The organism is Staphylococcus sp. LKG3-1 (assembly GCF_048568385.1).
In the GTDB taxonomy this organism is placed as follows: Bacteria; Bacillota; Bacilli; order Staphylococcales; family Staphylococcaceae; genus Staphylococcus; species Staphylococcus saprophyticus.
Genome location: NZ_CP183796.1, coordinates 2,373,908 through 2,391,940, shown reverse-complemented (window position 1 = coordinate 2,391,940; position 18,033 = coordinate 2,373,908). Strand labels below are relative to the sequence as shown.

Genomic DNA, 18,033 nt, shown 5'->3' with positions numbered 1-18,033 from the left:
TTATTATGGAATTTTTACAACATTTGCTAGACTATAAATTTTTGAGCAACGCCCTAATCATTTCAATTGTTGTTGGGATTGTATGTGGTACTGTTGGCTGTCTTATTGTTTTAAGGGGACTTTCACTTATGGGTGATGCAATGAGTCATGCCGTATTACCTGGTGTTGCATTATCATTTTTATTTGGTATACCAATGTTTATTGGTGCATTAATTACAGGTATGATTGCAAGTATTTTCATTGGCTTCATTACTAAAAATAGTAAAACCAAACCAGATGCTGCCATTGGGATTAGTTTTACAGCATTTTTAGCCACAGGTGTTATTTTAATCAGTTTGATTAACAGTACCACTGATTTATATCATATATTATTCGGTAATTTACTTGCTGTTACACAATCTACATTTTGGTCAACTATTATTGTAGGTATCATTGTAATGGTGTTAATCATCATTTTTTATAGACCATTAATGGTATCTACATTTGATCCAGTTTTCAGTAGAATGAGCGGATTAAATACAACTGTATTTCATTATTTTGTAATGTTGTTATTATCTCTCGTAACTGTCGCAAGTATTCAAACCGTTGGCATTATCTTAGTAGTAGCACTATTGATTACACCTGCTTCTGCAGCATTTTTAATTGCCAAAAAATTACATACTATGATGATTATTTCAAGTATTATAAGTACGATTAGTGCAATTGTTGGTTTGTATATTAGTTATGTTTATAACATTCCAAGTGGTGCCACAATTGTATTCTGTGCATTTATAATTTATGTTGTGATATTCATTTTAAACAAATTCAATATTTTCAATAAGAAAGGACAACAAATATGAAAAAGTTAATATCGATTGCACTTATCCTACTATTATTTTTAGCAGCATGTAGTAATGGAAAAAGTGATTCAAACTCAAATTCAAATGAAAAACTAAAAGTCGTTACGACTAACTCTATTTTATACGATATGGTGAAAAATGCCGGTGGTGATAATGTCGAAATTCATAGTATTGTCCCTGTTGGTCAAGATCCTCATGAATATGAAGTAAAACCAAAAGACATCAAAGCATTAACAGATGCAGATATTGTTTTCTATAATGGCTTAAATTTAGAAACTGGTAATGGTTGGTTCGACAAAGCGTTATCTCAAGCTAATAAATCAACTAAAGATGAAAGTGTGGTTAAAGTATCTGAAAAAGTAAAACCTTTTTATTTAAATGGTGCTGAAGGCGATGAATCTAAACAAGATCCTCATGCATGGCTAAGTTTAGAAAATGGGATTAAATATGTTGAAACGATACGTGATACCTTATTAAAACATGATGAAAAACACAAAGAAGATATCGAATCTCATAGTAAAGACTATATCGCTAAATTAGAATCATTAAATAAAGAGAGTCACGAAAAATTCAATGATATTCCAAAAGATCACAGAGCAATGATTACAAGTGAAGGTGCTTTTAAATATTTCTCTAAACAATACGACATTAAGCCAGGTTATATTTGGGAAATTAATACTGAAAAACAAGGTACTCCTGAACAAATGAAACAAGCAATTGAATTCGTGAAAGATAATCAACTTAAACACTTACTTGTCGAGACAAGTGTCGATAAGAAGAGTATGCAAAGTTTAAGTGAAGAAACGAAGAAAGATATATACGGTGAAGTATTTACAGATTCAATCGGACAAGAAGGTTCTAAAGGTGATTCATATTACAATATGATGAAATCGAATATAGAAACTGTACACGGCAGCATGGAATAGATGGTGCGGGCTATTAACCTAGTCATAGGTGAATAGTCCCATGTCGTACGACTTCCCTCCTAATTAAGCGTACGGCATGGTGGTATTCAAGCCTTAAATCATCTCCCTTACACTCCATCAATGGTGGCTCCTCCCCCCCATTGATGGAGTTTTTTTAGCGAAACTTTTTTGAAAAAATTAGTTTCGCTTATGCATGAGCTTTAGCTCAAGTATTCCTTCTCATTACATGACTTAGTGACACTTATGCATGAGCTTTAGCTCAGGTATTCCTCCACTTTGAAAAATTAGTTTCGCTTATGCATGAGCTTTAGCTCAAGTATTCCTCCTCATTTCATGACTTAGTGACACTTATGCATGAGCTTTAGCTCAGGTATTCCTCCACTTTGAAAAAATTAGTTTCGCTTATGCATGAGCTTTAGCTCAAGTATTCCTCCTCATTTCATGACTTAGTGACACTTATGCATGCGCTTTAGCTCAGGTATTCCTCCACTTTGAAAAAATTAGTTTCGCTTATGCATGAGCTTTAGCTCAAGTATTCCTCCTCATTTCATGACTTAGTGACACTTATGCATGCGCTTTAGCTCAGGTATTCCTCTTTTACATATCATATTCGACTGACTCTTACGGGAAAATACTAGCCAAAAACTACAGGTTAAGACAGTGCCTGCGAAAAGCGTTCACAAAAAAACTGCCAACAAAGTTGGAGACTTTGTTGGCAGTTTATAACCATCTTCCAAAATGGAATCTAGTGTTATTTATTACCTTATCAATCCGTTAAACTATCTACAATAATCATTTCATCATAATTAATTGCTTCACGAATTTTTAAAGCTGTTACTTCACTTACTTCTTCATCTTCTACAAGTTGATTTAAAATACGACGTTGCTCTTTTAATGCGCTTAATTTAATTTTCGTGATAGAGTTCTCATTTTTAGGATTAAAGAAATTGGAAGGTGTTAAATTATCGATACGAATAAGATAACTATCACAAATCATACCAACTTCTAATTTATTGTTTTCCGTTGTTTCTTTGCCTAATCGACTCACTACACGATAATGTACTGTACGCATAATGTTGGAAATCTCACGTAAGTTATCTACAACAGATAATGGAGAGGCCGCATTCGTTTTCACTTTCGTACGTATTCTTCTCTTTAAAATCATTGCTCTTACTTCAACTTTGATACGTTGTAATAACGAAGCTTGTTTATATACTTGTGTTCGTTCTGTATAACGCATGTAGTTATCCAACACGTTTGTAGTAATATCGCCATTTTCAACAAGACCATTTAATGTTTGATTTTCTACATCAAATGCTAATTTTTGAAGTCTCTGAAGCTCTTTAGTATTTTCATCTTCATTTTCAACCGTTCTTAAAAATGCTAGCTTATCATGATAATCTTTTATTACATTACCATATTGGAAACTAGACGTAACTGAGGATTGCTGATTTAATGAATCGATAACTTTTTCTAAAATATAAACACGTGCCTGCTTAAAGTTCATACCAACGATTTTAGGTTTTTTAGCATTCGGTGTAACGACTGGTAAAATCATCTGTGCCACAATTAAACTGATAATAACCATACCTGAGGCAATAAATAATAGGTCATCTCTAAAAATAAATGAATGATGATCTGCTAACATATATGGCAATGTCAGTGCGATTGCTAAGGAAATCGTACCATGCACCCCACACAACGTCATTATAAACGCATACATACCTCTTTTTGGCGGGGTTTCTGCAGTTTTCTGATCATCCTCATTATGTGAAATCATTTTTTGGAACGGGCTCACTGGTAAATAAAAATACGGATATAAAACAAAAACCCATAAAAATCTGAACAGATAAATTGCTAATGCAATAAGACATGTCACAGTAATTAAGAATATTAAGTTATGCGGTTCGTTCTCAATAATTCTCCCTACAACTTCAGGAATTAAAAATCCTAAGATAGAAAACACAAATCCATTTAATGCATATCCTAATATATTCCATGTGTGATTATAACTCATCTGCAACCTAGTACGTGCTTGAGCAATTCGATCACGTTCAAAACCATGTACTAAACCTGCAACAACTGCTGCAATAATACCAGAAGCATGGAACATTTCGGCAACGATATATGTGATAAATGGTGTTACAAGTTGGATAAATGTAAACATATTAATATTTTCAATGCCACGTCTTGACAACGTCACACGGAAACGAACAAGTGCGACCCCAATTAATAACCCAACAATAAATCCACCAATTGAAGAAATTAAAAATTGTTCAACTGCATTCACCATTGAAAATCCGCCTGTAATCAATGCTGCTACGGCAATTTTAAAAGATATGATACCTGCTGCATCATTTAATAAAGACTCACCCTCTAAAATTGTCATAGAACCTTTGGGAAGTACTTTGCCATTCGTGATTGCTTGGACTGCAACGGCATCCGTTGGACACAAGATTGCAGCGAGCGCAAAAGCAGCTGCCATAGGTAACTCAGGCCAAATCCAATGCACAAATAAACCTACTACAATCACAGTTGTCACTACCAACCCTAATGCCATCATTAGCACAGGTTTAATATATCGCCTTAAATGAACACGAGAGACTTTAACACCCTCTACGAAAAGTAACGGAGCAATTAAAGCCACCATAAATAATTCTGAATCAAAATTAAATTGTACTGGAATAGGTGTGACATACAATAGCATACCTAATATAATTTGAATGAAAGCTAAAGGTATTTTTGGAAGAAAAGTGTGTAAGAATGAACTTAATATGACTAGTGCTAAAAATATAAGTATAGTTTCAAATATTTGCAAGGTTTCACCTCTTTTCAACGTCATTATTCTTTCATAATTGTTGAGGTTGAAACAAAAAATAACATCGTCTTTACATGAATATATTGCGTCCCAAACTCTTAATCACAAATTATCAAATTAATTTCATTCCCCAATTTGATAATGAACTTAAAAATAAACACAATTACAAATATACTTTATTTTATCATTTTATGCCCCATCACTTAAACGTATTGCACTTGAAAATAAAATATTTCATACATATTTTTTATTTATTCACTCTTACATCATTCTATTGCTATAAAACTTTTTATTTAAGCAATTAAATTCATTGTGCAGCAATCATATTTTATCATCATGTACTTAACAATAAAAAAAGAAGTAGCATGGAAACCCAGCCGAAACGGGTCTCATCATCCTACTTCCTGCGATTATATTCGTTCATTAATAATCATGCTCTTTTTCATAAGTTTTACGTCTTCGTTCTTCACGTTCATGCGCACGTTGTTTCAGTTGCTCAAACGTATTGTTTTCAGAGGAACTCAGTAAAATATTCGTTTGTCTTGGTGCATCACTTTTTCTATACATATAAGCGCCAGTTCGATAAGCGGCACGTGAAATCAAATGTCCACCAACTGGAGATGTTAAATTAATAAACACCAGCGCTAATATTAGTCTTACACTTAAATAGCCTTGTGAAGAAATAAAGAATATGATAACACCCACTAATGTTAATAATACAGATAGCGTAGAACTTTTAGTCGCTGCATGACTTCGTAAAAAAACATCCTGGAATTTGATTAATCCAATAGAACTTATTAAAGCAATGATACTCCCTAAGAAAATCATAATTGCTGCGATTAGATTAACGATTTCGCTTGTTATTTGCATTGAAGACGTGTCCCCCTTCTATAAATCTAGAAATTGACACCGTACTTACGAATGAAATGATAGCGATAAGTAAGATTGAATCCAAGAACGAAAAAGTTCCAAATACAATACTTAACAAACCAACCATAGACATCAATATAGCACTAGCAGCATCGAATGTGACAACTCTATCCGCAGTGGTCGGTCCTTTAATTAATCTAAATAAAGTTAATAATAAAGCAATACCAAATAAAATCAGTGCGCTTGTTATGAAAAAATCTGTTAGTGTGCCGATCATTCTGCCACCTCCAATATGAGTCCTTCATATTGTCTAATACTTTTCAGCAATTTTTGCTTCTCTTTGTCGGAAACGTCAATTGCATGTATAAAGAACTTTTTCTTTTCTTTAGATATTCTAATTACAGTTGATCCTGGCGTGATGATAATCAATATAGTTAAGAATGTGACTTCCCAATCATTATCTAATGTTGTTTCATAAGTCACTAATCCTGGATTTAAATCTTTGGTCGTAAATAAAATATAATTGATTATTGTCATACTTGATGTTATTAATTGGTAAAGATACACAACTAAAATTTTAATACCAACCCAAACTTTTTTTAAATAAAATTGTTGGCCGAAAAAGCGGTGTAAAATATAGATAACTAATATACCAATGAGATAACCTGCAAAGAAGGTGGATAATTTAAAAGAGTCTTCATCTTGAAATAATACCCATAAAAATGCGATGACAATATTAAGTAAGACTTGTCTCATTATTTATCCCCCTTTATTAAATGAGGATTTACCATTTTTTCATATAATCCATCATCCATATTTAAATGTGTCGCATTATCTGTCACTTTAAATAGTAATGGTGCGGCTAAGCCCATTACGATGATCATAGCAACCAGTACGCCGATTAAATTTTTACGATAAGTAGGTATTTTATTAAATACAATTGCCTCTCCTTTGCTTTCATTACCAAGGTACATCACAAAGAAAATTCTAAATAAACTAAACATAGCAATTAAACTCGTTATAATCATTAATGCTAAACCAATGTAATTTCCATTTTCAATCGCACCTTTAAAAATAAATACTTTACCTGGAAAACCACTAAATGGTGGCACGCCACCGATTGCTAATATCATGACTACAAAAGCTACACCAAAGAAGGGTTCTTGTTTGGCAAGCCCATATAAACTTTTATATTGTCTAAGACCAGTAATGTATACCAAACTACCAATAATAAAGAAAAGCAATGTTTTCACTACAATATCATTTGCTAAATAAAAGATTGCGCCGTTTACACCAGCGATTGTATTCGTACCTAATCCTAAAATTATGAAACCAATCGATAGAATAACTTGATAGGCAGCAATTTTCTTAATATCCCTATAAGCAAGTACACCAAATGCACCAATCAACATCGTAATACAAGATAAAAAGACTAATAATGGATGTGTAATACCACTATGTTCATCAAATATTAATGTGAAGAAACGAATTAATGCATATGCACCGACTTTAGTCATTAAAGCAGCAAACAATGCAGCCAGTTCAGTATTTAATACGGCATATGCCTTAGGTAACCACATAAATAGCACAAGTGCTGCTTTGGCACTGAATGCAATCAAGAAGACCATAGAGACAATGACAATTGAACTCTTATCATCCATTTCATTTAATCTTTGTGCAACAAGCGTAAAGTTTAGTGTACCAGTCAGTTTGTATAACAAACCAACACCGAGCAAGAGTAACCATGAACCTAATATATTCAATACTACATAGATAATGGCTGCACGTAACTGCTCAACTGATTGTCCCAAAGTAATAAGTACAAATGACGCTAGTAACATCACTTCGAACATAACATAGATGTTAAATAAATCTGCCGTTAAGAACGAACCGATGACACCCACTGTTAAAAACAAAATAAAACTTGGTAGATAATAACGAATGGCACGTTTTTCAGTTCTACCAAATCCATATGCCATAATCAGTGTGACAACAAAACTTGATGTTGTAACCAATAAGAGACTTAGTGAGTCACCGACAAATTGTATACCAAAAGGTGCTTGCCAACCACCAAAATCTAAAGCAATCGGCTTATGGTACATAACATAAATTAGTAGAAGCAATGAAACAACTGTCGTTACTGCCATTGTACCGATAGAAAATATTCTAGATAATCTACTGTGTGTACGTATAAACACAAGGCCTAAAGCACATACAGCTGGCAGAAGTAATGGTAAAATCAATAAATTACTCATTAGCATCGTCGTCATCACCTCTCAATACATCAATTTCATCTTCTTTTGTCACACGATAGGTTCTGTAAACTAATACAAGAAGGAAAGCCGTCATAGCAAAACCAATAACAATCGCCGTTAAAACAATGGCTTGTAATAAAGGATCGACAAAATTTTGACTTCCTTCACCTATTAAAGGTTCCACTTTATTTTTACTATAATTACCCATACTCATAATAATTAAATTACCTGCGTGTGTATAAATCGAAATGCCTATAACAATACGGATTAAATTGACTGATAATATCATATACGTTCCTATAAATATTAAGAAGCCAATGACCATTAATAATATCAGATTCATGAACGACCACCACTGATAGACAACATAACGGTCACAACAACACCCACAACGGCTAATACGATTCCCGCTTCAAATACGGTAACTGTCGTTAAGTGCACTTCCCCTAATAACGGTAATTGTACATAAGCATCTGTTTGGTAAAGGAACGGTTTACCAAAGAACATAGGTACAACAGCAGTGAGAAATGATAGTAATGAACCACAAATCATTAGAATTCTAAAATCAAGTGGTAACGCTACTAATACTTGTTTAACATCAAAAGCCAAGAACATTAGTAAAAACGCTGAACTAAACACGAGACCGCCGATAAATCCGCCACCTGGATTATTATGACCTGCCAAAAACAAGTAGAATCCAAATGTTAACAAAATAAACACAACGATCTTCGTTACGGTTTTTAATACAACATCATTCTCTTTCATCTTGACCCCTCCGTTCTTTAAAGTTAAGTAGCGTATAAATACCTAATCCGGCAATAATGAGTACCATACCTTCAAACAATGTATCTATGGCACGGAAATCTCCAAGAATTGCATTCACGATATTTTTACCACCTGTTAATTTATATGCATCATGATAGAATGTTGAAATTGTTGGCATCGAATCGCCTTGTTGTGCAATAAATACAAGTGTAACAACAATGACTGCCATTAATAATGAAACAATAATTTTGACTGCTTCACGTTTTTTATGAACTTTCGCACGTGGTACGTTAGGCAGTCTAGAGAAACTAACAATAAATAGAATTGTTGTTATTGTTTCTACTACTAATTGCGTTAACGCTAAATCTGGTGCTTTCATTAAGATAAAGAATATCGTTACACAATAACCAATAATCCCATTAAGGACAACCATAGTTAAACGTTGTCTAATAAAGGTGAGTGCAATACCCAGGACGAATACAACAATTAACGTAATGACCTCTATCGGACCGAAATCACTTACATGAATTTGATGTACTTCTGGGAAACCAGCTTGAATCATACCGTAGATGACAACCATGCTAAAAATGAGCAAGGTAATCGTAATATAATGATTCAAACGGTTATTCATTAATGAGCGAATACCATAACCAGAATAATGTTCAAATTGTTTATATGAACCTAAATATAAATCAGTAATCGTTTTTACTTTCACTTGATTTGCATACTTTTTCCAATTAATTCTAAGTGCCATGATAAATCCGACTACTATCACAATTAAGCTTAAGATTAACGGTAAGTTAAAGCCATGCCATTGTGATACATGCGGTGCAACTTGATCTACTTTTTCTCCAATTGTGATACTTCGTAATGCCGGTAAAATGATATTATGTCCAAATACATTAGGAATAAAGAATATGACCGGTAACAAAATCATCATAATTGCAGAAGGTAGCGTGAATAAAAATGGTTCATGCGGTGATTTTTTTGGTAAGTCTGCTTGTTGATAATCTCCCCAGAATACTTCTTTGATCATATAAACACCATAAACCAATGTGAATATACTTGCGATCACACCGATTACAGTAATGATAACTGTAAGCGTGAGATTAAATTGAGGTAATTCAACTGCACTTACTAATCCATCAAAGAACATCTCTTTACTTAAAAAGCCATTTAAAAACGGTATACCTGCCATAGATAAAGCAGATAGTAACATCACAATGTGTGTGATTGGAAATACTTTTTTCAAACCAGATAAACGGCGAATATCCCTTGTACCCGTTTCATGGTCGATAATACCTACGCCCATAAATAAGGCACCTTTATATAATGCGTGATTCATCAGATGGAATAGTGCTGCAAATAAAATCATGCCATAAATTTTTGACAACTCACCTGTTGGATGTTGTGCAAAGCCACCTCCAATGCCTACCATAGAAACAATCATTCCTAATTGACTAATGGTTGAGTAAGCTAATATTGCTTTCATATCAAATTGTCTTGTGGCATTCACTGCACCAAAAATCATCGTAATTAAACCAACAAATGTGACACTATAAATGTAAAAATCACTTAATCCTAATACAGGTGTAAATCTAAATAGTAAAAAGATACCTGCTTTTACCATAGTAGCTGAATGTAGATACGCACTCACAGGTGTCGGTGCTGCCATGGCTTTTGGTAACCATATATGGAAAGGAAATTGGGCAGATTTAGTAAATGCGCCAAGTAGTAGCAGGATGATAATTGGTATAAATAAATGACTTTGTGCAATTTTATCACTCTGTTCAATAATAGAAGTGATTGAATTCGTACCAGTTACAATGTAGATCATGATGAAACCTGCCAATAATGCCAGTCCACCAAATACTGTAATCATAAACGATTGTATTGCACCGAACTGACTATCACCCTTACTGTACCAATAAACAATAAGTAAAAATGAGGAAACACTTGTTAATTCCCAGAATACATACATTAAAATTGTATTGTTAGCTGTTACAATGCCTAACATACTGAACATAAATAATAATAAATACACAAAAAAACGTGGTAAATTATCATGTTCTTTAGATAAGTATTGTGTTGAATAATAAACAACGGCTAATCCAATAAGAGAAATTAATAAACTAAAAAATAAACTTAAACCATCAAGTCGAAAGTCTATATTGATATCTAATAATGTGAGCCAAGGTATTTTAACTGATACAAAGTTTCCTTGCATCACAGATGGTAGCTGATACAAAAAGTAAACCGAAGCAACTATGGGTGCTAAAAGTGCTATATGTCCAGCATATTTCTGGAATTTTATATTTGTCAGTGTAAATAATAGAATGACCATTATTAATATTAAAGTGCTTAGTAGATATACTAAACTCATCGTATCCCCCCTTTAGTTATTATTTTATAAATTTAAAGCTATTGTTGTTTTACTTGCTTTAGTTGAAATACCAATAAATTTCATCGTTTCATACGTGGTTTGATGACCTAGATACTTTTGAATAATAGAAATTGAAATACCTGATTGATACGCATGATACGCAAATGTTTTCCTGAGCGTAGTTAAACCTATATGTAACATGCCTAGTTCTACTGCTGCAGCATGTATAATTCTATACGCCTGCTGACGTGACAAACCTTTCAATGTTCTATTGGATTGAAATAATAATTGACTATCCTCTAAATGTTCTTCTTCTATATATTGTGCCAATTCATTTCTTAATTTATCTGGCAATCTAATATGAATATTCGATGCATGTTCTTCAAGCCAATAATATTTAATTTTATTTTCTTCACCTTTTACATCACTCACACAAAGGTTTAATAATTCGGACAGTTTCACACCTGTATGTATCGCAAATTTAAAAAATAAATAATCACGTTTTGATTTACAACTAAGTACTTTATACATTGCCTTTATCTCATTAATATCCCTAATTGGATCTACTTGGTTCATATATTCACCTCTCAACCATAAATGTTTCTTATTTAATGATATATGATATTTATGTCACATGAAAGGGATTAGCTTAAATTTCTCAAATTATTTTTGGCCAATTCACTATTTAATTTCGATATATATAGTGAAAGGAGGTTGAAACAGATGAGTACAATTAGTCAACTTGCAGTAACAATGTCACGCACACTGTACGATAAAGATGGAAAAGCCAGTCTGGTCAAACGTCACTTTACTAATTTAAATACTGAAGCGACACCAGAACAACTCAAAAGCTTTAAATCAATTATCGAACAAATCACTGGAGAACGTTTTGACAAGCTAGAAGTCATTAAGACCGAAGCTATTAACTAAATGAGGAGGCACTAAACAATGTCACAAACCCTAGAGCTTATATTCAATGATGCAGTAAATAAAGCAATCAAATTACCATTACCCAAAATTGAACACTTCGTAACCGAATCAGCAGTTAAAGAAGGTATGACTAAAATCATAGATTTAGATATTTTACGACCTAAATCTGGTATTCCAACGTCTATTCATTCAGCACAGATTATAGACAAATCTACTAAACTCATATTTGAAAACTAAACTATTTAACTTAATGGTAGAAACTTTTATAACGGACTTCCTAGTCACACTATTAAATCATAATATAGAAGATTTAAAAAGTTAGCTAAAGTAGATACCTATGCCCTACAATCAGACTATGTCATTTACTTGAACGAAAGTAAGTTATAAATCTAATTACGTTGGTCGCCTACAATTGCTATAAAGTAACTGGTCATAGGTCATAAACATCTTAGATTAATAAAAAAACGGTAATTTCTATTTAATTCAAATAGAGATTGCCGTTTTCTTCATTATTATGGAAATTGATAATTTACTAAACTATTATTGTTAATAGCCCAATAAAGCTTGTATTTGAATATACTTATACGTATTGTAATGAGTTGGTTACGTTATGCTACGCTTAGAACAAAATTCATAACCTTCTACAAAATGGCCGATATCTAATAATAGATTTTAAATATAAAGGAGAACTGATCCATGAACGGACTAGTTCTCCTTTATTTTTGAAGGTGGCTTAATCTCTATGTGGTCGTAATCTAACAGTATCGCCAAAAAATATCTTTTTCTTACCTAATTTTTTACATATCGCATACTGATCATATACTTCGACGACTTGGGCTAAATTTTTATAAGAATGCCTTGAATTCAACACTTCTAAAAATTGATGTTTTTTTATATTATCATTTCTACCTACACCCAAGAAAAAAGTTTCTTGATCTAAAAGTCGAATTATGGAAAGCCGTTTCACTATCTATAGTCACTCACTTCTTTTATTACTTCTGTTATTTAAAATTGATTAATTTTGCTAATTTTTAAAATTCTAAATTTATCAACATACGTATTTTATTACATTTTGTGTATTGTGTACATTATTTTCTGTAATATACAAATATTTCTTGATTGAATTTAAATGTATGCATATTTTTCTCTTTCCTATATAATGTATATATATATCTTGAAAGAAAGCGTGATTTAATGATCCTCTTATATATAATCGGGATTGTCGCAGGTATGGTGGTTCCTTTTCAAACTTCAATCAACTCTAGATTAAGTCTTTATACGAAATCTTCATTCTATGCGTCTACAATCTCATTTGCAACCGGAACTATTTTTTTAATTTTAATTAATCTTATTACCAATCCTCATGTATTTACAGCACAGTTTTACAATAATCAATCTTTCAGTTACATATGGTTTGTCGGTGGTATGCTTGGTGTTATTTTCCTTACTGGTAATCTATTGCTATTACCTCGTTTAGGCGCGTCATTAACCGTTGTTATGACTGTGGCTGGTCAAATTATTATGGGCGTCATGATTGATACCTTTGGCTGGTTTGGTGCAAATCAAGAACCTTTTACTATCTTTAAAGTACTAGGTATCATTGTTTTAATTTTCGGCATCATACTTATGAACTATGTAAAAAGAACACCCATTGAAACAAATAAGTCATCAACCGTTTATATCTGGTTAGTGATTGGATTTATCTTTGGTTTTTGTCCTCCAATCCAAACAGCTATCAATAGTGCTTTAGGTCAACAAATACACTCATCTGTTATGGCCTCATTGATTTCATTCGCGGTTGGTACCATTGTCCTATTCATACTTACATTGATATTTAATAGAAGTCTTAAACTCAAGACAGTCGATGCAAAACAAGGTAAACTCAAACCAATCTATTTTATCGGTGGTATGCTGGGGGTTGTATTCGTAACTACAAATATCATATTAATGCCACATCTTGGTGCTGCACTAACGACGATTATCGTTATGTTAGGTCAAATGCTAATGGGTGTAATCATTGATCATTTTGGTTTATTAGGTACGCGCATTAATAAAATCACTACGCGAAAAATCATTGGCATCATTGCGATAATGATTGGTATTATTTTATTGAGATTATTCTAAAAATGTATCGTAGCGTTATTTACTTTAAACTTTTGGTAAATGACGCTATTTTTTTATAGAAAAGCAATGCTACACCGCAGTATAATAGGGTTATCAAAACATCAAGAGGTGACTTCTTTGCGGAAATTTTTAATTTTTATCACACTACTCGCTTTATTTTGTAGTATCACCCTACTAAGCTGGCTCTATTTAACAAAGTCTCATACTGAGCATCCCCATACAGTGGAAACACTCAAAATTCAATATAAAGAACCACAACACTTCAAAGGTATACAATCGCCTTCTCAACTAACAAATATTTTTTTCGATTCAAATAAAGGTATCATCCACAATTGGTTTGTTAAGAATGAAGAACACGTCAAGAAGAACCAGCCCCTATTTGAATATTACAATGTTGACATCGAGCACCAAATCACTTCTAAACAAAAATACTTATCCCACTTGAATAACATTGACCCACTTAAGTATCCTACAATCTCACTTGAAAGAAATCGTACACAACATGAAATTGAAACCCTGCAAACACAACTACGCACAACGATTTACGCATCGATGGATGGTCAAATTGCCATTAATCAACATGTGCCTTCTCAAAATAATGGTCTTATTCTGCAAATTTTTAATCCCAGTGCTATAATCAAAGCTAAAGTTCCAGAATCAATAGTAAATACATTGGAATTAAAGGATAAAGTACACATATGCATTGATCCAGGTCATAGTTTCACAGGTACTGTAAATTTCATTAGTAAATTACCTTTAAATACTGAAGCTAATACAAAATCATCTCAGTATCATGTTGAAATCAGTTCAACACCGGATATTAAATTCGGTCGTCATTTACGCGTAGAAAAACCTAATTACACTATTGAAATTCCAAAAACTGCAATATATAAAAAGCAATTCGTTTTTTTACAAAGAAATAAAAAATTTATTAAACGGGTTATTAAAACAGAAAAATTGGGTAATAACAAAGATATGAAAGTTATAGAAGGTTTAAATGTAGGCGATACAATTGCTAAAAATGCGAACTATGTTCTGTCGAAAAATTAAACGTACACAGTATAAATAGTAAACACCTTTAAATAGAAATTAGTTTTTTAGTAATTTTATCAAATCATGGAAAATTGAAAATGAGAAATATTAATTATATTTCCCTCATTGGTATTTAAAGAATTGAATTAATATCTTAAATCATTCATGTACCACTAAAACAGTTTTTTGTTTACTTTCTATTTTTATTTAGTTATAATAAACTAAATAATAGCAGTTTTAATATATTTTACTCAAATATAATAGGTCTGCAAATTATGATAAACTCTTTGTATTTAACTTTGAATTAAGACAAATATTTATACAAAAACACTTTTAATATGTATATTTGATTGGGCAATAAAATAGGGAGGAATAAGGATGGCTATCACCAAAATCAATGATTGCTTTGAATTATTAGCGATGGTTACTTACGCTGATAAATTAAAAGGAATTATCAAAAAAGAATTTTCAATAAGTTTCGAGGAGTTTGCTGTATTAACTTATATTAGCGAACACGAAAGTGAAGAATATTATTTAAAAGATATTATTAATCATTTGAACTATAAACAACCTCAAGTTGTTAAAGCTGTTAAAAACTTATCTCAAGAAGATTATTTCGATAAAAAACGTAATGAACATGATGAAAGAACAGTATTAATTTTAGTTAACACTAAACAACGTAAAAAAATTAATGAGTTACTATCACGTGTGAATGATCGCATTAAAGAAGCTAACGACGAAAAAGAAGTTTAAGCTTAATATAAAAGAGGCCGAGACATGCAATGCATGTCTCGGCCTCTTTGACTATGATAAGACAGGTAATTATATATTAAAATACCCCTATTTATGTATTTTAGCTGCGCCTCCATCCTAATCCTCTTTAATTACATAACTGAGATAGAAACCAAGTTTTTTAAAATTTGATTTCTGTCTCAGCTCAATTTTATCTAAAATTCAAACCGCTTCATTTGAGAAGTACGTTGATATATTCATTTCTTTAAAAATATACTAAATCTAATTATTCTTTTTGAAATTCATTAGCCTCTATAAAATCACTGTAAACATCTAAAAAATGTTCTGGTTCTTCAATATGTGGCGCATGACCTGACTCATTAAATGTATGAATTAGCAGTCTTGTAAATGAATAATGATATTTTTCAATAGTCTCTGTTGTCATTAAAGGATCATATACACCATTAACAATTAATGTAGGCACATCCGTTTGTTTAATAACAACATCTTTATTAAATACAGGAAAATTCATTAATGCTCGTGTGGCTACAGCACTATCTTCTGCTGATTGTCTACTATAAATCAATTGATTTTGAAACCATTTCTTAGCTTTTTCTTGTTCTTTATACATATAAGGCAATAATAATATCAGTGCTTCAGATTTATCAAAACCTTCAATTTCATCTTGGTGTTCAATCATTAATTTATTTAAAGCATGTACGCTATCAATAAGATTACAAGCAATTAAGGTTAATGTTGCGACCATTGATTCATATTTATCAGTGAAATGCTTTGCAATTAATCCTCCCATGTCATGACCAATAAGATGGGCAGATGATATATTCAATTTTGTCATCAAAGCTTTTAAATCTTCTACATGATCTTCTAAATTAAACGAATTCTTTTTTGTTGATTTACCGTGTCCTCTTACATCATAAACAATCACTTCAAATTTATGTTTTAATTCATCTTTTAGGCTATATAATGAAGCCATGTTGCCATCTAGGCCATGAATTAGTATCACAGGAAAACCTTGACCCTCTCGGATGTATGCAATCTCGTTGTTATAATTTGTTGCGACTTTTTCCATTTTGGGCCACCTCCCTTTACAAAATTCATATACCCGTAATTGAATCGCCTTATGCTATCTTTTTAATTTTAAATTATGTCCCCATATTCAATTAACATTAAATACATGCTTATAAATAAAAAAATACGTTCCAGTGCCACACCATACCTTAGGTGTTTAGCACTGAAACGTGTTCGCTTCATTTAAGTGTTTAAATCATAAATACTATTAATTTCTAGAAGAGATGCGGATTGTATAATAAATAATGACAATTAACAATAATATCCAAATAATGATTGAGCCAATTTGTGCAATACTCGCGTTTCCAATCATCGCATCAATTGTTTTTTGACATAATAGTAATCCAATTCCTGTAAACTCTAATCTTTTAAAATAAATACCTGAAATACTGAATAATATACCTATAAAAAATACGACTTGATGTGCATAGATTGTAACCGCTACAATACCTAAATTAATATCAAATGTATGTAATATCACAAGGACAAACGCAGCCATTGCCACTACTAAGCCAATAACCATTTCAAACTTATTACTGTATAAATAATTCTTCCAATCAATTCGCAAGTATATGAAGATTGAAATTGGTAAAATAATTAAAAAGTAAAAAATAGATGTGCCCGTAGCTGCTTGAAATGGTACATATTGCTTATCATATAAGTAAGAAAGTAAAATAAAATTAACAATAAAAAAAATAATAGGATTGAGTTGTAGTGTGAATAAATTGCGTTGAATCGTTAGTATTATTTCTGCTGGTGATTTTCGTCTATATTCAATATAGTCTTCATCTTTGGCTTCAGATTTTTGGAAATCCTTTTTTAATTTCTCTTTAATATCTTCTATTAAGTTTGGAGAAAGACCTTTATGAGTAAAATAGTCATTAATATTTTCTACTAAAACCTTATCGTTAACTCTCATATTTGACTCCTTTTATAAAATTCACTTTAATCTATCAACACTATTGTAGTTGAGATATCAAAGCTGTTTCTTTAATAATCTCATACTACACTTGATTTTAACAATAAAATAACAAGTACAGGATAGATAATTTCATTTTCAATAAGGGTTTCGAAACCCCACTTGATTTACCATACACAAGCCATTGCTTATTCGTATGATTTAATGTCCAATATAAATTAGAGTCTGAGACACTATATAAGTCCCAGACTCTAATTTATATTATACGTTAGCGACTATCTCTAACTCAGGTGACGTTAATACATCGTTTTCTATAGAACTACTCTTTCGTGAAAAAGTAGTTCTTATACA

At 31.9% G+C, this 18,033-nt stretch carries 19 protein-coding genes; 7 read left to right on the top strand and 12 right to left on the bottom strand.

Annotated features, from left to right (window positions below; all coding sequences use genetic code 11):
- Positions 1-2 precede the first annotated feature (2 nt).
- Complete coding sequence (locus tag ACM595_RS11835) at positions 3-839, top strand: metal ABC transporter permease (RefSeq protein WP_100217406.1); 837 nt, start codon at positions 3-5, stop codon at positions 837-839.
- Positions 836-1,765 carry a manganese ABC transporter substrate-binding lipoprotein MntC gene (gene mntC, locus ACM595_RS11830; protein WP_037539036.1) on the top strand — a complete coding sequence of 310 codons (930 nt, stop codon included), beginning with the start codon at positions 836-838 and terminating at the stop codon, positions 1,763-1,765. The genes ACM595_RS11835 and mntC overlap by 4 nt, the downstream gene beginning before the upstream one ends.
- A 766-nt stretch (positions 1,766-2,531) precedes the next feature.
- On the opposite strand, the gene ACM595_RS11825 is transcribed toward mntC, so the two are convergent.
- The 9 genes from ACM595_RS11825 to ACM595_RS11785 all read right to left on the bottom strand — a co-directional run bounded on the left by ACM595_RS11825 (position 2,532) and on the right by ACM595_RS11785 (position 11,432).
- Complete coding sequence (locus ACM595_RS11825) at positions 2,532-4,583, bottom strand: cation:proton antiporter (RefSeq protein ID WP_041079753.1); 2,052 nt, start codon at positions 4,581-4,583, stop codon at positions 2,532-2,534.
- Between the two features lie 423 nt (positions 4,584-5,006).
- Positions 5,007-5,453, bottom strand: a complete 447-nt coding sequence (locus tag ACM595_RS11820) for a Na+/H+ antiporter subunit G (protein WP_011303733.1) — start codon at positions 5,451-5,453, stop codon at positions 5,007-5,009.
- Positions 5,428-5,730: a Na+/H+ antiporter Mnh2 subunit F gene (gene mnhF2, locus ACM595_RS11815; protein ID WP_002484032.1), complete on the bottom strand. Its 303-nt coding sequence runs from the start codon at positions 5,728-5,730 to the stop codon at positions 5,428-5,430. Before mnhF2 ends, ACM595_RS11820 begins: the two co-directional genes overlap by 26 nt.
- Entirely contained in the window at positions 5,727-6,209 is a 483-nt protein-coding gene (gene mnhE2, locus ACM595_RS11810; RefSeq protein ID WP_115338656.1) for a Na+/H+ antiporter Mnh2 subunit E, read from the bottom strand. The genes mnhF2 and mnhE2 overlap by 4 nt, the downstream gene beginning before the upstream one ends.
- Positions 6,209-7,708 (bottom strand): Na+/H+ antiporter Mnh2 subunit D, encoded by a 1,500-nt coding sequence (mnhD2, locus tag ACM595_RS11805; protein ID WP_080773284.1) that lies wholly within the window; start codon positions 7,706-7,708, stop codon positions 6,209-6,211. Before mnhD2 ends, mnhE2 begins: the two co-directional genes overlap by 1 nt.
- Positions 7,701-8,051: a Na+/H+ antiporter Mnh2 subunit C gene (gene mnhC2 / locus ACM595_RS11800; protein WP_011303736.1), complete on the bottom strand. Its 351-nt coding sequence runs from the start codon at positions 8,049-8,051 to the stop codon at positions 7,701-7,703. Before mnhC2 ends, mnhD2 begins: the two co-directional genes overlap by 8 nt.
- On the bottom strand, positions 8,048-8,473 hold the full coding sequence (mnhB2, locus tag ACM595_RS11795; protein WP_011303737.1) for a Na+/H+ antiporter Mnh2 subunit B: 426 nt from the start codon (positions 8,471-8,473) through the stop codon (positions 8,048-8,050). Before mnhB2 ends, mnhC2 begins: the two co-directional genes overlap by 4 nt.
- Positions 8,460-10,856, bottom strand: a complete 2,397-nt coding sequence (locus ACM595_RS11790) for a DUF4040 family protein (RefSeq protein WP_115338658.1) — start codon at positions 10,854-10,856, stop codon at positions 8,460-8,462. Before ACM595_RS11790 ends, mnhB2 begins: the two co-directional genes overlap by 14 nt.
- Before the next feature lie 24 nt (positions 10,857-10,880).
- Positions 10,881-11,432, bottom strand: coding sequence for a tyrosine-type recombinase/integrase (locus ACM595_RS11785; RefSeq protein WP_002484038.1), 552 nt, complete (start codon positions 11,430-11,432; stop codon positions 10,881-10,883).
- Between the two features lie 147 nt (positions 11,433-11,579).
- Here ACM595_RS11785 and sroA point away from each other — a divergent pair, with 147 nt between their 5' ends.
- Both sroA and ACM595_RS11775 read left to right on the top strand, forming a co-directional pair.
- Positions 11,580-11,786 carry a sigS mRNA-stabilizing protein SroA gene (sroA, locus tag ACM595_RS11780; protein ID WP_115338659.1) on the top strand — a complete coding sequence of 69 codons (207 nt, stop codon included), beginning with the start codon at positions 11,580-11,582 and terminating at the stop codon, positions 11,784-11,786.
- A gap of 18 nt (positions 11,787-11,804) precedes the next feature.
- Positions 11,805-12,023, top strand: a complete 219-nt coding sequence (locus ACM595_RS11775) for a DUF2922 domain-containing protein (RefSeq protein ID WP_002484040.1) — start codon at positions 11,805-11,807, stop codon at positions 12,021-12,023.
- Positions 12,024-12,519: 496 nt separating this feature from the next.
- On the opposite strand, the gene ACM595_RS11770 is transcribed toward ACM595_RS11775, so the two are convergent.
- On the bottom strand, positions 12,520-12,753 hold the full coding sequence (locus tag ACM595_RS11770; protein ID WP_011303740.1) for a hypothetical protein: 234 nt from the start codon (positions 12,751-12,753) through the stop codon (positions 12,520-12,522).
- Positions 12,754-12,980: 227 nt separating this feature from the next.
- Here ACM595_RS11770 and ACM595_RS11765 point away from each other — a divergent pair, with 227 nt between their 5' ends.
- The 3 genes from ACM595_RS11765 to sarA all read left to right on the top strand — a co-directional run bounded on the left by ACM595_RS11765 (position 12,981) and on the right by sarA (position 15,695).
- Positions 12,981-13,910, top strand: a complete 930-nt coding sequence (locus ACM595_RS11765) for a DMT family transporter (protein WP_041079757.1) — start codon at positions 12,981-12,983, stop codon at positions 13,908-13,910.
- Positions 13,911-14,132: 222 nt separating this feature from the next.
- Positions 14,133-14,960 (top strand): efflux RND transporter periplasmic adaptor subunit, encoded by an 828-nt coding sequence (locus ACM595_RS11760; RefSeq protein WP_258848455.1) that lies wholly within the window; start codon positions 14,133-14,135, stop codon positions 14,958-14,960.
- A 360-nt stretch (positions 14,961-15,320) separates the two neighbouring features.
- On the top strand, positions 15,321-15,695 hold the full coding sequence (gene sarA, locus ACM595_RS11755) for a global transcriptional regulator SarA (RefSeq protein ID WP_002484043.1): 375 nt from the start codon (positions 15,321-15,323) through the stop codon (positions 15,693-15,695).
- 265 nt (positions 15,696-15,960) lie between these two features.
- Here the strand turns inward: sarA and ACM595_RS11750 are convergent, their stop codons facing one another.
- Positions 15,961-16,764, bottom strand: a complete 804-nt coding sequence (locus ACM595_RS11750) for an alpha/beta fold hydrolase (RefSeq protein ID WP_041079759.1) — start codon at positions 16,762-16,764, stop codon at positions 15,961-15,963.
- Between the two features lie 207 nt (positions 16,765-16,971).
- Positions 16,972-17,682, bottom strand: coding sequence for a hypothetical protein (locus tag ACM595_RS11745; protein WP_002484045.1), 711 nt, complete (start codon positions 17,680-17,682; stop codon positions 16,972-16,974).
- Positions 17,683-18,033: the final 351 nt, after the last annotated feature.

Excerpts from the sequence above, each read along its gene's own strand:
- mntC (WP_037539036.1), top strand. The coding sequence starts at position 836 with ATGAAAAAGTTAATATCGATTGCACTTATCCTACTATTATTTTTAGCA.
- ACM595_RS11820 (WP_011303733.1), bottom strand. The coding sequence starts at position 5,453 with ATGCAAATAACAAGCGAAATCGTTAATCTAATCGCAGCAATTATGATT.
- mnhF2 (WP_002484032.1), bottom strand. The coding sequence starts at position 5,730 with ATGATCGGCACACTAACAGATTTTTTCATAACAAGCGCACTGATTTTA.
- mnhE2 (WP_115338656.1), bottom strand. The coding sequence starts at position 6,209 with ATGAGACAAGTCTTACTTAATATTGTCATCGCATTTTTATGGGTATTA.
- mnhD2 (WP_080773284.1), bottom strand. The coding sequence starts at position 7,708 with ATGAGTAATTTATTGATTTTACCATTACTTCTGCCAGCTGTATGTGCT.
- mnhC2 (WP_011303736.1), bottom strand. The coding sequence starts at position 8,051 with ATGAATCTGATATTATTAATGGTCATTGGCTTCTTAATATTTATAGGA.
- mnhB2 (WP_011303737.1), bottom strand. The coding sequence starts at position 8,473 with ATGAAAGAGAATGATGTTGTATTAAAAACCGTAACGAAGATCGTTGTG.
- ACM595_RS11790 (WP_115338658.1), bottom strand. The coding sequence starts at position 10,856 with ATGAGTTTAGTATATCTACTAAGCACTTTAATATTAATAATGGTCATT.
- ACM595_RS11785 (WP_002484038.1), bottom strand. The coding sequence starts at position 11,432 with ATGAACCAAGTAGATCCAATTAGGGATATTAATGAGATAAAGGCAATG.
- sroA (WP_115338659.1), top strand. The coding sequence starts at position 11,580 with ATGAGTACAATTAGTCAACTTGCAGTAACAATGTCACGCACACTGTAC.
- ACM595_RS11775 (WP_002484040.1), top strand. The coding sequence starts at position 11,805 with ATGTCACAAACCCTAGAGCTTATATTCAATGATGCAGTAAATAAAGCA.
- ACM595_RS11765 (WP_041079757.1), top strand. The coding sequence starts at position 12,981 with ATGATCCTCTTATATATAATCGGGATTGTCGCAGGTATGGTGGTTCCT.
- sarA (WP_002484043.1), top strand. The coding sequence starts at position 15,321 with ATGGCTATCACCAAAATCAATGATTGCTTTGAATTATTAGCGATGGTT.
- ACM595_RS11750 (WP_041079759.1), bottom strand. The coding sequence starts at position 16,764 with ATGGAAAAAGTCGCAACAAATTATAACAACGAGATTGCATACATCCGA.
- ACM595_RS11745 (WP_002484045.1), bottom strand. The coding sequence starts at position 17,682 with ATGAGAGTTAACGATAAGGTTTTAGTAGAAAATATTAATGACTATTTT.